At 47.6% G+C, this 15,542-nt stretch carries 12 protein-coding genes and 2 rRNA genes; 12 read left to right on the forward strand and 2 right to left on the reverse strand.

The features are described from left to right. The first annotated feature begins 35 nt into the window (after positions 1–35). Together NSS94_RS01850 and rrf are read left to right on the forward strand one after the other, a co-directional pair. Positions 36–2,962 (forward strand): 23S ribosomal RNA (locus NSS94_RS01850). 151 nt (positions 2,963–3,113) lie between these two features. Beyond that, positions 3,114–3,230: ribosomal RNA gene (gene rrf / locus NSS94_RS01855) — 5S ribosomal RNA — on the forward strand. 180 nt (positions 3,231–3,410) lie between these two features. Here rrf and NSS94_RS01860 read toward each other — a convergent pair. Then, complete coding sequence (locus NSS94_RS01860) at positions 3,411–3,569, reverse strand: hypothetical protein (protein WP_165147892.1); 159 nt, start codon at positions 3,567–3,569, stop codon at positions 3,411–3,413. Positions 3,570–3,864: 295 nt separating this feature from the next. Between NSS94_RS01860 and NSS94_RS01865 the strand changes: the two genes are divergently transcribed. The 5 genes from NSS94_RS01865 to NSS94_RS01885 all read left to right on the forward strand — a co-directional run bounded on the left by NSS94_RS01865 (position 3,865) and on the right by NSS94_RS01885 (position 10,146). Continuing rightward, complete coding sequence (locus tag NSS94_RS01865; RefSeq protein ID WP_203055953.1) at positions 3,865–5,196, forward strand: extracellular solute-binding protein; 1,332 nt, start codon at positions 3,865–3,867, stop codon at positions 5,194–5,196. Positions 5,197–5,424: 228 nt separating this feature from the next. After that, positions 5,425–6,315: a carbohydrate ABC transporter permease gene (locus tag NSS94_RS01870; protein WP_029514651.1), complete on the forward strand. Its 891-nt coding sequence runs from the start codon at positions 5,425–5,427 to the stop codon at positions 6,313–6,315. Positions 6,316–6,320: 5 nt separating this feature from the next. Beyond that, positions 6,321–7,154 carry a carbohydrate ABC transporter permease gene (locus tag NSS94_RS01875; protein ID WP_413466309.1) on the forward strand — a complete coding sequence of 278 codons (834 nt, stop codon included), beginning with the start codon at positions 6,321–6,323 and terminating at the stop codon, positions 7,152–7,154. Between the two features lie 30 nt (positions 7,155–7,184). Beyond that, the gene (locus NSS94_RS01880; protein WP_341038423.1) at positions 7,185–8,981 is read left to right on the forward strand and encodes a cache domain-containing sensor histidine kinase; all 1,797 of its coding nucleotides are present in this window, start codon (positions 7,185–7,187) and stop codon (positions 8,979–8,981) included. Next, positions 8,962–10,146 carry a response regulator gene (locus NSS94_RS01885; RefSeq protein ID WP_029514654.1) on the forward strand — a complete coding sequence of 395 codons (1,185 nt, stop codon included), beginning with the start codon at positions 8,962–8,964 and terminating at the stop codon, positions 10,144–10,146. The genes NSS94_RS01880 and NSS94_RS01885 overlap by 20 nt, the downstream gene beginning before the upstream one ends. A 72-nt stretch (positions 10,147–10,218) precedes the next feature. Here the strand turns inward: NSS94_RS01885 and NSS94_RS01890 are convergent, their stop codons facing one another. Beyond that, complete coding sequence (locus NSS94_RS01890; RefSeq protein WP_069010724.1) at positions 10,219–11,124, reverse strand: LysR family transcriptional regulator; 906 nt, start codon at positions 11,122–11,124, stop codon at positions 10,219–10,221. A 159-nt stretch (positions 11,125–11,283) separates the two neighbouring features. On the opposite strand from NSS94_RS01890, the gene NSS94_RS01895 reads away from it, so the two are divergent. The 5 genes from NSS94_RS01895 to NSS94_RS01915 all read left to right on the forward strand — a co-directional run bounded on the left by NSS94_RS01895 (position 11,284) and on the right by NSS94_RS01915 (position 15,445). Continuing rightward, positions 11,284–11,874, forward strand: a complete 591-nt coding sequence (locus tag NSS94_RS01895; RefSeq protein ID WP_209949228.1) for a flavin prenyltransferase UbiX — start codon at positions 11,284–11,286, stop codon at positions 11,872–11,874. Positions 11,875–11,902: 28 nt separating this feature from the next. Beyond that, the gene (locus tag NSS94_RS01900; RefSeq protein WP_029514657.1) at positions 11,903–13,321 is read left to right on the forward strand and encodes a non-oxidative hydroxyarylic acid decarboxylases subunit C; all 1,419 of its coding nucleotides are present in this window, start codon (positions 11,903–11,905) and stop codon (positions 13,319–13,321) included. 41 nt (positions 13,322–13,362) lie between these two features. Beyond that, positions 13,363–13,587: a non-oxidative hydroxyarylic acid decarboxylases subunit D gene (locus tag NSS94_RS01905; RefSeq protein WP_039270242.1), complete on the forward strand. Its 225-nt coding sequence runs from the start codon at positions 13,363–13,365 to the stop codon at positions 13,585–13,587. A gap of 71 nt (positions 13,588–13,658) precedes the next feature. Next, complete coding sequence (locus NSS94_RS01910) at positions 13,659–14,120, forward strand: pyridoxamine 5'-phosphate oxidase family protein (RefSeq protein ID WP_341038426.1); 462 nt, start codon at positions 13,659–13,661, stop codon at positions 14,118–14,120. Between the two features lie 164 nt (positions 14,121–14,284). After that, the gene (locus NSS94_RS01915) at positions 14,285–15,445 is read left to right on the forward strand and encodes a serine hydrolase domain-containing protein (RefSeq protein ID WP_341038428.1); all 1,161 of its coding nucleotides are present in this window, start codon (positions 14,285–14,287) and stop codon (positions 15,443–15,445) included. Positions 15,446–15,542 lie beyond the last annotated feature (97 nt).

Genomic DNA, 15,542 nt, shown 5'->3' on the forward strand with positions numbered 1-15,542 from the left:
ACATCGACATTTTCTTTCTTTGAAAGAAAAGTCTAGGTTAAGCTACAAAGAGCACACGGAGGATGCCTAGGCGCCAGGAGCCGACGAAGGACGTGGCGAACAACGATAAGGCCTCGGGGAGCTGTAAGCAAGCTTTGATCCGGGGATGTCCGAATGGGGAAACCCGGCTGTCTTCATCGACAGTCACTTTCTGCTGAATACATAGGCAGAATAGAGGCAGACCAGGGGAACTGAAACATCTAAGTACCCTGAGGAAGAGAAAACAATAGTGATTCCGTCAGTAGCGGCGAGCGAACGCGGATTAGCCCAAACCAAGGAGCTTGCTCCTTGGGGTTGTGGGACGTCTCACATGGAGTTACAAAGGAACCGGTTAGATGAAGAGGTCTGGAAAGGCCCGCCAGAGAAGGTAAAAGCCCTGTAGTTCAAAACTTGTTCCCTTCGAGACGGATCCCGAGTAGTGCGGGGCACGTGAAACCCCGTATGAATCCGGCAGGACCATCTGCCAAGGCTAAATACTCCCTGGCGACCGATAGTGAAGCAGTACCGTGAGGGAAAGGTGAAAAGCACCCCGGAAGGGGAGTGAAATAGATCCTGAAACCGTGTGCTTACAAGAAGTCAGAGCCCGATATAGGGGTGATGGCGTGCCTTTTGTAGAATGAACCGGCGAGTTACGTTCCCGTGCAAGGTTAAGGTGAAGAGCTGAAGCCGCAGCGAAAGCGAGTCTGAATAGGGCGAATGAGTACGTGGACGTAGACCCGAAACCGGGTGATCTACCCCTGTCCAGGGTGAAGGTGCGGTAACACGCACTGGAGGCCCGAACCCACGCATGTTGAAAAATGCGGGGATGAGGTGGGGGTAGCGGAGAAATTCCAATCGAACCCGGAGATAGCTGGTTCTCCCCGAAATAGCTTTAGGGCTAGCCTCGGAAAGAAGAATCGTGGAGGTAGAGCACTGATTGGGTGCGGGGCCCGCAAGGGTTACCAAGCTCAGTCAAACTCCGAATGCCATAGATTTAGTTCCGGGAGTCAGACAGTGAGTGCTAAGATCCATTGTCGAAAGGGAAACAGCCCAGACCATCAGCTAAGGTCCCCAAGTGTGTGTTAAGTGGGAAAGGATGTGGAGTTGCACAGACAACCAGGATGTTGGCTTAGAAGCAGCCACCATTGAAAGAGTGCGTAATAGCTCACTGGTCGAGTGACTCTGCGCCGAAAATGTAACGGGGCTAAACACACCACCGAAGCTATGGCTTGATGCTTGCATCAGGGGTAGGGGAGCGTTGAATGCGGGTTGAAGGTGTACCGTAAGGAGCGCTGGACTGCATTCAAGTGAGAATGCCGGTATGAGTAACGAAAAGATCTGTGAGAATCAGATCCGCCGAAAGCCTAAGGGTTCCTGAGGAAGGTTCGTCCGCTCAGGGTAAGTCGGGACCTAAGGCGAGGCCGATAGGCGTAGTCGAAGGACAACAGGTCGAAATTCCTGTACCACCGTAATCCGCTATGAGCGATGGGGTGACGCAGTAGGGTAGTGACGCGGACGGATGGATGTCCGTCTAAGCAGTGAGGCTGGTGTGTAGGCAAATCCGCACATCGTAAGGCTGGGCTGTGATGGGGAGCGAAAATTGTAGTAGCGAAGGTCATGATCTCAGACTGCCAAGAAAAGCCTCTAGCCAGGAGAAGGTGCCCGTACCGCAAACCGACACAGGTAGGCGAGAAGAGAATTCTAAGGCGCGCGGAAGAACTCTCGTTAAGGAACTCGGCAAAATGACCCCGTAACTTCGGGAGAAGGGGTGCCTCGGTAGGGTGAATAGCCCGAGGGGGCCGCAGTGAAAAGGCCCAAGCGACTGTTTAGCAAAAACACAGGTCTGTGCGAAGCCGCAAGGCGAAGTATACGGGCTGACGCCTGCCCGGTGCTGGAAGGTTAAGGGGAGTGGTAAGCCCTTCGGGGCGAAGCTATGAACCGAAGCCCCAGTAAACGGCGGCCGTAACTATAACGGTCCTAAGGTAGCGAAATTCCTTGTCAGGTAAATTCTGACCCGCACGAATGGCGTAACGACTTGGGCGCTGTCTCAACGAGAGATCCGGTGAAATTTTAATACCTGTGAAGATGCAGGTTACCCGCGACAAGACGGAAAGACCCCATGGAGCTTTACTGCAGCTTGATATTGAATTTGGGTACGATCTGTACAGGATAGGTGGGAGCCGTTGAGCCTTGAGCGCCAGCTTGAGGGGAGGCATCCTTGGGATACCACCCTGATCGTATCTAGGTTCTAACTTGGTACCGTGAACCGGTGCGAGGACAGTGTCAGGTGGGCAGTTTGACTGGGGCGGTCGCCTCCTAAAGAGTAACGGAGGCGCCCCAAGGTTCCCTCAGAATGGTTGGAAATCATTCGAAGAGTGCAAAGGCAGAAGGGAGCTTGACTGCGAGACCTACAAGTCGAGCAGGGACGAAAGTCGGGCTTAGTGATCCGGTGGTACCGCATGGAAGGGCCATCGCTCAACGGATAAAAGCTACCCTGGGGATAACAGGCTTATCTCCCCCAAGAGTCCACATCGACGGGGAGGTTTGGCACCTCGATGTCGGCTCATCGCATCCTGGGGCTGAAGTAGGTCCCAAGGGTTGGGCTGTTCGCCCATTAAAGCGGTACGCGAGCTGGGTTCAGAACGTCGTGAGACAGTTCGGTCCCTATCTGTCGTGGGCGTAGGAAATTTGAGAGGAGCTGTCCTTAGTACGAGAGGACCGGGATGGACGTACCGCTGGTGTACCAGTTGTTCCGCCAGGAGCACCGCTGGGTAGCTATGTACGGAAGGGATAAGCGCTGAAAGCATCTAAGCGTGAAGCCCCCCTCAAGATGAGATTTCCCAATTAGTAAGACCCCTTGAAGACGACGAGGTAGATAGGTTGGGGGTGGAAGTGCAGTAATGCATGGAGCTGACCAATACTAATCGGTCGAGGGCTTATCCTAAGATAAAACGCAAAAGAGTTTCGGATCCAGTTTTCAGGGTGTAACCTTGAACGTATGTACAAGTGACATACAACAAGCGCATGGCTATTCATTCACACGATAAGTGGTGAAGCGAATAACCGTACGGAAGAATTTGCACAGCAAATTCATGTTTGGTGGCGATAGCGGAGGGGTTCCACACGTACCCATCCCGAACACGACCGTTAAGCCCTCCAGCGCCGATGGTACTTGGACCGCAGGGTCCTGGGAGAGTAGGACGTCGCCAAGCACGATAAAAAGAGCACAGCCCGTTAAGGCTGTGCTCTTTTTCCTATAACCGATTTATTTATCATTCACCTGAAAGATCACCATTATGGATTCGGTCAAAAGTTTTATGGTATCTTGGTTGTCCTTTATATAGTGGTGCCTAGTCAGCATTTTTAACTGAGGACAGTATTAACTGGGGCAGTTAATCTATTTCAACCTGTTCTGTCTGAAGGACACTCAAGGCTTGAAGTTTACGGGTAATTTCTTTTTGCCACTTGGTATCTCCGACTTGTACGGCAAGATTGAGAAGGTCCAAATAATCATCAATATGCAGGGAGGTTTTACTAAAAGTTTCTTTCACTGTGGTCCTGCCTCCTTTAAAGTCTATGTGTATTTATCATTTAATAATGATAATCATTATCAAAAAAACAATCTTATTCATATTATGCCTGTGTTCTAGATAAATTGCAAGTTATGATATGAATGAATTTTGAAGCACGCAAATGAGGGCTTGAAAAAACAAACCCTTCTCCTTAAGTTCACGCATTGTTCACGTCTTTTCTATGGAACATAATGAAAAGAACAAGCGGGCATTGAGTGTCCACCAATAAGGAGGGCAAATTGCGCAATGCTTCAACAAGAGGAGGAAAAAGACCATGAGCAGAACAAAAATGAAAGCGTTTGCTATTATGATGGCGAGCGCCTTGGCATTGACGCTGGCAGCTTGTAATAACGGACAAAGCGCAAGTCCGGGAAATTCAGGAGAACCGAGCAAAGGCACCGCAACGAAAGATGTTACGATTACCTTTCAGAACATCAATCCTGATCCGAGCACCCCTTCGTACAAAATGATTAAGCAAATTGTAGGTCAATACGAGCAGGATCATCCTCATGTCAAAATTGAATTGGATTCGCTAAATACAGATCAACAAAAGCTTAAGCTGAAAACACAGGCAGCGGCGAAGGAAGTGCCTGATATCACGATTGTAAACCCTGCTGCACAGATGAAGCCATTCGTAGATGCCGGGCTGCTAGCTCCATTAAACGATGTGGCTGATAAAGAGGGGTTAAAAGATACGTTCCAGAATGGACTTCTTAATTACTATAGCTTCGACGATAAGCTCTACGCTTTTCCGGACGGCAACAATATAGAAGTGGTGTTTTACAATAAGGAACTGTTCAAGCAGGCGGGAATCCAGAAGTTGCCGACCACCTTTGACGAGCTGATTACGACGGTCAAAACGCTGAAGGCGAAGGGAATTACTCCGATTGCCATTGGGGAAAAGGATTCATGGACGGGGTCCCTCCTTTTTATGAACATTTTGTTGCGTACGAATGAAGGACCGAATTTTCTCAATGATGTATTGGACGGTAAGAAGACGTTTAACGACCCGGCTTTTGTGGAAGCGGTGGATGCATTTCAGGAATTGGTGCAGGCAGGAGCTTTCCCGGATGGAGCTACGTCTATTGACTACAATGCAGGTGGTAATATTTTTAAAACAGGAAAAGCCGCGATGTATATCATGGGTACATGGGAAACGGGGTCAATTGATGCTTCTTCGGTAGCGGGTAAGGTAGGAGCGTTTCAATTCCCTACGGTGAATGGCAAGGGTGATGTGAATGAGTATGTAATTGCGCCGGGCAGCGCATTTGCGGTATCTGCGAACAGTGAACATTTACAGGAGACGAAGGATTTTCTGCATTATTTTGTTAAGGAGATGCCCAAAATTCAGTTTGATCTGAAAAATGCGATTGGCAGCGGTCAGAAAATGAAAGGTGATCTGAAGGAAGCGGGCTACTCCGAGTTAGCAATTAGTCTTAATGAGCTGTTCAAGAATGTAAAAGGGGGCGATCTCGCCTTTGATAATACGATGAATCCGGCTATTGCGCAGGCGCATCTGAGTAGCATTCAAAACCTGTTCGTACAAAAAGAAGACTCCGCACAAGTTGCTAAGGAACATCAAAACACTTTTGAAGCGAATAAATAAGTGAGGATTTTACAAAAATCCAGTAAGCGACTTCCGATGAACAGTATATAGATCGAAATGGCCTAGTTCATCTAGATATTGCACTTTGGAGTGACTGGAATGGAATTTTGCAAAATCCCGAAGTAGCAGGCACTAGGGAGGGGGCGGAATGCTTCTTCCCTGATTGGAAATCATGTAGGTTGTACATCCTCAGAAGATGTTCAGAATCAACATAAAGGAGATTAGAGCATGAATGTACTGAAGGTGCCAGCACGTACCATTGCCGTTTTCGTGCTACCCTGCCTGTTGTTGTATACCTGTATGGTATTTGTTCCAATTTTGGTGTCGGTATATTGCGGATTGCTGGATTGGAACGGAATCGCCAAGGCAAAGTTTGTGGGGCTGGCTAATTTTGAGCGGATTTTCACATCAGATTCAGTGTTCTGGCCATCCGTGAAACGGACTATGATGTTCGCTGTGTTTTCCATGCTGGAAATTCCGTTTTGTCTGCTGCTGGCGATCTTGCTTAATCGCTATGTGCGTAAGGCCAATACGCTGGTAACGATGTATTTTCTGCCGGTTATTCTGTCGGTGGTCATTATCGGGCAGCTGTGGAAGACGATCTATAATCCAGCCTCGATGGGTGGAATGCTGAACGGTATTTTGCTGGCGATTGGGCTGGAAAGCTGGACACGCTCATGGCTGACGGAACCGCAGATCGCGATGTACGCCCTCTATTTTGTATCGTTATGGCAGTATTTTGGCTATCATTTGCTTATCCAGTTTACCGGGGTACAAAATATACCGAATGAGCTATACGAAGCAGCCAAAATTGATGGAGCTGAAGGATTCAAAGCAGACCGCTATATTACGCTGCCGCTCATTGTACCTATTTTCAAGATATCAATTGTATTAGCATTTATCGGCTCCCTGCAATCGTTTGATTTGATTTGGGTGATGACGGGGGGAGGACCAGCCCATGCGACGGATACAGTATCTACGTATATGTACAATATGTCCTTTTTATCGATGAAATACGGATATGGCAGTGCATTGGCTTCAATTCTCGTAGTGATTTGCTTGTCATTTACAATTGTGATAAATTTTGTTTTCAAACGAATCGAAAATAAGGTAAGCTAAAGGAGATGGAACTGTTGAATGCCTTGAAAAAAACGGGAGTCTTTTCCTTATTGGCAATCTTAATGGTCACGCAGCTGTATCCACTCTTTTGGCTTCTGACCTATTCGTTGAAGACAAATGAAGAGATATTGAGCTCAAGCTTCTTTGCACTCCCTCAAGTGCCTCAGTGGCACAACTATCAGGAAGCCTATGAATCAGGGAGCTACTTGCGTTATTTAGGAAACAGTGTGCTGGTAACCGGGGTTACGATGCTTTTCGTCATTTTATTAAGCTCGATGACTGCTTATGCGATTACACGTTTTCGTTGGCGCTTCGGGGCTGTTGTGCTGACCATGTTTCTGATCGGGATGATGATCCCGATGCAAGCTACACTGCTGCCGCTGATGGTGATGTTTAAAAATGTCCATATTCTGAATACGTATTTCTCACTGATTTTACCCTACATTGCTTTTCAGACACCGATTGCGGTCTTCATCCTATCCGGCTTTATGCGGTCCATTCCCCACGAAATTGAAGAGTCCGCTTACATTGACGGAGCGAGCATTTATCGTATTTTCCGCAGTGTAATCTTACCCATCTCGATTCCGCCTACCATGACGGTATGTATTTTAACTTTCATTAATATCTGGAATGAATACATTATGGCTGCCACCTTTATCTCGTCCGAGAAGCTCAAAACTCTCCCTTTCGGCGTATATACGTTCGTCAGCCAGTATTCTGTGAACTACGGTAATATTGGTGCTTTTCTAGTCATGGGTGCCTTACCGGTCATTATTATTTATTTTGTTCTGTCCGAAAATATCACCAAGGGTATGGTTGCGGGAGCGGTTAAAGGATAGGCGGCCGATGCGAAAGGAGCGCAGAGAGGTATGATGCGCCGTTTTCAATCCATTCAATACCGCTTGTTTGTTCTCTTCCTATTAAGCATGTCGGGCATTGTGCTGGCGGTCAGTCTATTATTTTACAACCGTACTACAGTACAGTTCCATGATAAGGTCAGCGAGCTGGCGCGTAAAAATGTATCCCAGACGGCAGGACTGTTCGAATTGCTGCTCGGCAGCTATAATAGTCTCTCCAAATCAATCAGCAACAATATGGATTTGGTTCGTCTGTTGACGACGGATAATAGTGATTTACCTGCTGTCAATTACATCAACGAACGTACGATTACGAATATTCTGGGGGCTATCTATTATTCGCGTGAAGATCTGATTGGCATCCATGTCATCACAGACACAGGCAAGGTATATAACTATGGCAATTATATGAATGTCATTGATACTCATTACGAACAGACGGAATGGTATAAGGAAATTCGAAAGTCGGCGGGAAAAATTGCATGGCTGGGCGTGTATCCTCACTCTGTCATTGATCAGGTGGAAACCAGACCCGTGTTTGCGTTTGGACGGCAGCTCTATGATTTGGATGAGCACAAGCCGATTGGTATTGTCCTGTTTGAGGCTGAGCCGGGTTCTGTTTTGTCGGCTCTCCACAATTTGCGGTTAGGTACCAATAGTCAGGTATATCTGCTGGGTCATGAAAATCGAATTGTGTCGGCCACTTCCCCTGATCCGCCACCGGATTTGCGAAATCTAGAGCAGCAGGTGCCAGAGGGGGAAGTTATTGTAAATCGAAGTAATGAGAATGTTGTAATCGCTTCCAAGTTGCCGTTTGCCGATTGGTCTGTGATTAGTGTGACACCTAGTGAGGATCTGAACGTGGAGCTGGTGCAAAATCAAAGGTACCTATTTATCGTGGTACCTATACTTATTATTGTGTCGGCGTTAATTGCGTCCATCGTCTCCAGAAGCATTTCCCTTCCGCTCAAGCGAGTCATTCGGGAGATGAAGCGAGTAGAGACAGGGAATTTCCGCCATACGGTAAACACCAAATCCTATGAAGAAATCAATCAGTTAGCTACTTCCTTTAACCATATGGTAAGACGAATTGCAGAGCTAATCGAGCTGGTGCGTATATCATCGGTCAGTGAAAAAAATGCGGAGCTACACGCGCTACAGACGCAGGTCAATCCACATTTTCTGTATAATACGCTGGATATGATCTATTGGATGCTGGACGAAGAGGGACAGGATCAGCTCGGAGAGGTGATCCTGTCCTTATCCCATATGTTCCGTTACAGTAGCCATTGGGAAGAGGGGGCTGATGTAAGCCTTCGTGAAGAAGTGGAGCAGGTTGGCCACTATCTCACCATTATTCAAGCTCGGCTGGAGGGCAGGGTATCTGTAGACATTAGCATTAATGAACGATGGATGGATATCCGCTTGCCAAAAATGACCTTACAGCCCTTAATTGAAAATGCGGTGAAGCACGGACTGGAGCCTCTTCATGCGAATACAGGTGGCAAGCTGCTCGTCAGAGCGGAGGAATATGAGGGTGTATTGAGCCTGCACATCATCGACAACGGTGCAGGGATGGAGTACGAACGATGGGAGGTGGTCCAGGTCGCTTTGGCAGAACCCGGCAAACAGGCGGGCAGCGGGCAGGCGGGAGGCATCGGCCTGCAAAACCTAAATTTACGGCTACGGCACATGTTCGGAGAAGAGTACGGCCTACGGATCTCTAGCGCACCTGGGGCCGGAACAACAGCCACTGTAAGTGTGCCTCTGCCACAGAAGGAGGAGAAACATGAATATTCTGATAGCTGACGATGAAAGTATGATACGGCAGGGGATTCGGCGTACCATTGGCCAAGCTCTACCCACCTGCGGCATTCATCTCGCTGCTTCCACCGAGGAAGCAGCAGGCATTCTGGCGGAGCATCCTGTAGATATTGTATTAACTGATATTCTGATGCCTGGCATGGATGGTCTGGAATTCATGCGTATTTCTAAGCGAAAGCATCCTCATCTGCAGTGGGTTGTCATTTCGGCCCATTCCGACTTCCATTATGCACAAAGAGCAGTAAAGCTGGGTGCCAAAGACTACCTGTTAAAGCCGATTGGTAAAAGAAAGCTGCTGGAATGCATTGAAATGTTGGCAGCCGAGGCGCTTGTAGCCTCGCAGCAGGCGAACGAGGGTAGGCTTCTCAAATCCAATATGGTTTATTTGCGTGAGGCCGTTTTCCAGCGCTATGCCCTTGGATTGGATACTGGTAAGCTGGATATACAGCCTTTTGTCGAAAATTATCCGGAATTCCATCTCTTCATGGTTCGCATGGAACCTGATCACAAGCAGACACATCTGGAGCATTTTATGATTGAAAATGTACTGTCCGAACTCGTTGAGGCAGGGGGCAGCGGCTTTGTCGTTAGTCTAGACCGCCATAGTCTGCTGGGCATTGCAAGGCTAAGGAGTGAGGCAGAGGCCGCACGGCTAGAGACGTTGCTCGAATCCCATTTGAAGCGTTATGTGAAGGTGCCCCTACAAATTACACGTTCGGGTGTTCATCACAATTTTGCTTCCATACCTGAAGAGGTGGCGCGGCTAAGACGTACGCCAGAGGAGATTGCAGCCGCAGCAACGGATACAGGAGAATGTCTCCGCAAAGGCATGCATACGGTAGATGTGGCGTTGCAATACATTCGGGCTCACTTTACAGAGGAGCTGTCACTTGAAAAAGTGGCCTCAATTGTATTTTTAAATCCGGTGTATTTTAGCCAGTTATTTAAGCAAAAGACGGGACAAGGCTATAAGGATTACGTCATTTCCTTGCGTATGGAGGAGGCGAAGCGGTTGCTCAGTGATCCTCATTTGCGGCTGGCTGATATTTCAGAGCGGATCGGCTATCAGGATATGCGGCATTTTACACAGGTATTCCGGCGCAAATGTGGAATGACTCCAACCGAGTATCGACATCAGGGAGTCAAGTAAGGCGATATCAACGACCGAATGAAGGAAGTTTATCCAGCATCAGACTGTTTCAGGAGTAGAGCGGTAGAGCATCTACTCGGGAACAGTCTTTTTTGTGTTTTCAGCTTGTAGCAGTTCAACCAATTTGCGAGCTGCATTGGATAAATAACGATCCTTGCGCCATACGACGGCAGGCCGTGTGAAGGGGAACGGCTCCTTAATGGAGAGTGTGCGAAATCTGTCCCCGTATTCTTGTCCCAAGCCAGCGTCTGGAATGATGGTAATTCCCATGCCTGTGGAAACGAGCGAGAGAATGGTCGATATTTCAGGACAGTCCAATACGACGCGCGGAACAAGATGGTGTTCCTGAAATTTGCGTATGACGGTTTCGTATAGTCCGTGTCCCTCTGTTCGGCGTCCCAGCAAGAGGTCATAGTTGGCAGCTTCTTGTAACGTAATTTCCCCACTGGGATGACGATCTGCCCATTCAGACGGAAGTACGGCAACAAAGGAAACGCCCTCCAACTCAATTGAATGGTACGATTTGTCATCTACCGGAAGCAGCAACAGGGCCAGATCCACTTTATTTTGGTGCAGCAGCTCTTCCAGATGATGTGTGTCTCCGTGTCCTATTTTAATGTATACCTCTGGATAATCCTGATGAAAGCGGCTGAGTTGTTCAGTAATCAGAGACATACAGGCGGATGACGTGCCTATAGCAAGTGTGCCGGTTACTTTGTTTTCAAACTCCCCAATTTCTCTACAGGTGTCCTCCATTTCAGCCAATAATCGTTTGGCGCGTGTATACAGTGTATACCCGGCCTCGGTAACTTCCCACTTCTTTCCTTCACGGTAAATCAGCTTTACGCCAAGCTCGTCCTCCATATTTTTGAGTTGTTGACTCAGTGGAGGCTGGGCCATGTTGAGCGTTCTGGCAGCCTTGGTGATTTGCCCATCCTCCACGATGACACAAAAGTAATACAGATGCTTCATATCCATTGGGATTCCTCCTTATTTCTAAACAACGCTTCAATTTGGATACTTTTAAAGTATGTATTCCATATATTATATATATTTTTCGTGTGCAGGGAACAGGCGTATAATTTTGACAGTAATGCATGGGTGAACATAAAACGATGGAGTGGAAGGAGGGGACATATGAAAAAAATGATTGTAGGAATATCGGGAGCGACAGGGTCGATCTTTGGTATCCGTATATTGCAACAATTACGAGAGGCTGGAGTTCAAAGCCATCTGGTACTATCCCCGTGGGCTATTGCGAACATTCCCTATGAGACAGGCTATACGGTGAAGGAAGTGGAGGCAATGGCGGATGCAGTCTACTCGTATAAGGATCAGGCTGCGCGTATTTCCAGCGGCTCCTTTCGGGTAGACGGTATGGTCGTCGCCCCTTGCAGCATGAAGACTCTTGCCTCTATTCGTATCGGTATGGCGGACAACCTGCTCACCCGATCAGCGGATGTGATGCTGAAGGAGCGAAAGAAGCTACTGCTCATGACCAGGGAAACACCATTAAGCAGTATCCATCTGGAAAATATGCTGGAGCTGTCACGTATAGGCGTGATGATCCTGCCGCCGATGCCTGCCTTTTATAATCATCCTGCAAGTATCGAGGAATTGGTAGATCATATTGTTTTTCGCGTATTAGATCAGTTCGGTATCGTCACAACCGCAGCCAAACGATGGGATGGAATGAAGCAAACTGACTCCAGACTGCACCAGAATTGAGAAATCGAAAGACGAAGGAGAATGAATGATGGCTTATAAAGACTTTCGCGATTTTCTAAACACCTTGGAAAAGGAGGGACAACTACTCACGATCAGCGACGAGGTAAAGCCGGAGCCAGACCTGGCGGCAGCTAACAAAGCATTAAGCAATCTTGGAGATAAGACACCTGCTCTCTTTTTCAACAATATCTATGGATATACGGATGCTCGTATTGCAATGAATGTGATGGGCTCCTGGCCCAATCATGCCCTTATGATGGGAATGCCAAAAAATACGCCGCTCAAGGAGCAGTTTTTTGAGTTCGCCAGACGCTATGAACAATTTCCGGTGCCCGTGAAGCGGGAAGAAACGGCTCCTTTTCATGAAGTCGAGATTACAGAGGATATTAATTTGTTTGATATTTTGCCGTTGTTTCGTTTGAACCAGGGGGACGGAGGATTTTATCTGGACAAAGCGATTTTAGTTTCACGCGATCTGGATGACCCGGACACCTACGGTAAGCAAAATGTCGGCTTGTACCGGATGCAGGTGAAAGGAAAGAACCGTTTGGGCATCCAGCCTGTACCACAGCATGATATTGCGATCCATATCCGTCAGGCTGAGGAACGCGGCGAAAATCTGAAGGTGGCTATTGCCCTCGGATGTGAGCCTGTTATTACAACGGCTGCTTCTACACCGCTGCTGTACGATCAATCCGAATATGAGATGGCTGGGGCCATTCAGGGTGAGCCTTATCGTGTGGTCAAAGCGAAGGACGCAGATCTGGATCTGCCTTGGGGAGCCGAGGTCATTTTGGAGGGCGAAGTGTTGGCAGGTGAACGTGAGTATGAAGGTCCATTCGGTGAATTCACAGGTCACTATTCCGGCGGTCGCGCGATGCCAGTCATCCAGATTAATCGTGTATATCACCGCAAACAGCCTATCTTTGAGCATCTGTACATCGGGATGCCTTGGACGGAAACGGATTATATGATCGGTGTGAATACAAGTGTACCGTTGTTTCAGCAGCTTAAGGATGCTTTTCCTAATGAAATCGTAGCCGTTAATGCTATGTATACGCATGGGCTGGTCGCTATTATTTCCACGAAAACCCGGTATGGCGGCTTTGCGAAGGCTGTGGGAATGCGTGCGTTAACGACTCCGCATGGATTGGGGTATTGCAAGCTGGTGATTGTGGTGGACGAGGGGGTCGATCCGTTCAATCTGCCGCAAGTCATGTGGGCTTTATCCACCAAGCTTCATCCAAAGCATGATGCTGTCATTGTTCCTGGCTTGTCTATTTTACCGCTTGACCCCGGCTCTGATCCGGCAGGCATGACGCACAAAATGATACTGGATGCGACGACACCTGTAGCACCGGATATTAGAGGCCATTACTCGCAGCCGCTCGATTCCCCGCTGGGTGTAGCGGAATGGGAGAAAAAGTTGAGCCAAATGCTTCGCTAAATATTTTTAAAAACAAAGAAAGATTAAAGGAGTGCTGACAGATGCATATTTGTCCCCGTTGTGAGTCCAATCGTTCAGAAGTTGTTTCCCATTCGCCGGTTAAAGATGCCTGGGAGGTTTTGTTGTGCCCTGTATGCCTGTTCACATGGCGAACCTCAGAACCGGATAGCATTACGGATCCAGCAAAGTATAAATCGGCGTTCAAGGTAAACCCCAAAGATATTCCGAATGCTGCTCATGTTCCTCCTATTCCAGAGCGGATATAGGGTCGTTCGTAAGTAGCCGTAAATTATGGTACTTTGAAGTTATAGGCCAAAAGTAAAGGGGATTATACTTCATGCAGACACCAAGGATCGGTAAGGAACTGTTCACGCTACTGGACGGCAAGACATTGGAGAACAAGCAGCATGAAGCCATGATGCTGCTGACGGTCACGGAAGATCAGTGGCCGCACATAGCGATGATTAGTGTGGGCGAGGTTGTAGCGCTGGACGAGGGGAATCTGCGTCTGGCCCTATGGCCGGGTACGACCACGACGAGCAACATGATCCGCACTGGGAAGGCGACGCTTGCGGTGTTTACCGGGGGGAAGGCGCATTATGTGCGGTTGTCACTGGAACATCTGCCTGCTTTGCCCGGAGCCAAGCATGTACGTGAGCGATTTGCGGCTCATGTTTTTGCAGCCAGAGAGGATTCGGCCCAATATGCGGATATTTTGACAGGTGTCACGGTTCGTCTCAAGGAACCGGAATCGGTGATCCATCGCTGGAAGGAAACGGTGGCTGAGCTGTTAATGTAAGGCCATCTGATTATGATAAATAATCTATGTATTTACCAAGTTTACCGTTAAAATAAATGCGAGGGAATAAGCGCTTACAAGAAATCACGCTGAACTTGTTGGAATAGGAATTAGAGCGCGAGGGGAAGCTTGTTTCTTTTGAAGGAAAAATAGGAGGGATGAATATGTCTCGTTTTGACAAGGTAGATCAGCTATTGCAACAATTTATAGCAAATGGGCCGGCAGGTTGCGGTTGTGCCATTGCCCAGAATGGTGAAGTGTTGTATGAAGGGTATCATGGATATGCTGATCTGGAAGCGGGAAAGCCAATCACTGAGGATACAGTGTATCGCTTGTTTTCCATGACAAAGGTTGTTGTCTGTACGGCTGCACTTATGCTGTACGAACGTGGGCAATTTTTGTTGAATGAACCCTTGTATAAATATTTTCCCGAATATCGTAATGCGCATGTATTCAAAACCGCTCCTAACGGATACACCTACGTGGATAAGGCAGAGAATCCCATTTTAATCAAGCATATATTCAATATGAGTATGGGTCTTCCTTACGCTTCCGAGTCTTCAGAAACAGGAAAAGCTATGCAGAAGGCCATTGCAGGATTAAAGGAAAAGCAGGGGAAATATGACCTACGCACAGAAATTGAAGCGCTTTCTGAAGTTCCACTTGCGTTTGAGCCGGGAACACGCTGGTTATACGGATATGGACATGATTTTGTTGCAGGTCTTATTGAAGTGATTTCAGGTAAATCAGTAGGACAATTTTTAAAGGATGAAATCTTTGATCCACTTGGAATGAACAATACAGGTTACCGTTATCGTGGAGATATTGAATCGCGGATGGCCTCCATGTATCAACGGACAGACGCCGGAAAACTTGAAAAAATGGAGGGTTTCCTGGATGAATATCATCAGCCAGATGCTATATATGAAGGCGGAGGCGCAGGTTTATATTCGACAGTCAAAGATTACCTCACATTTTCACAAATGATGTCAAATGGCGGCACGGTAAACGGTGTGAACTTATTGGGGAGAAAAACCATTGATTTAATGCGCACCAATCATCTGAATACAGCTCAACTATCGGATTTCACCAATTCATACCATACAGGTTATGGCTATGGACTTGGTGTGCGCACGTTAATGGATAAAGCGGCTGGGCATGCAAACAGCTCGATTGGAGAATTTGGCTGGACGGGAATGGCAGGCACCTGGGTTTCTATAGATCCGAGCGAACAATTCTCCGTCGTATATATGCATCAGCTCGATCCCAATATGGAAGAGTACCATCATTTGAGAGTTCGCGCGGCAGCTTATAGCTGTTTATAAATGCGGGATTGTGGATCTGTTGTGAAAACTCTTCACTATGGCTCTGAAGATACACAAATTGTAATGTCTAAATCTTTATCAGAAATGATCTAGTTAA

It is taken from the genome of Paenibacillus sp. FSL L8-0644 (assembly GCF_038008165.1).
In the GTDB taxonomy this organism is placed as follows: domain Bacteria; phylum Bacillota; class Bacilli; order Paenibacillales; family Paenibacillaceae; genus Paenibacillus; species Paenibacillus polymyxa_D.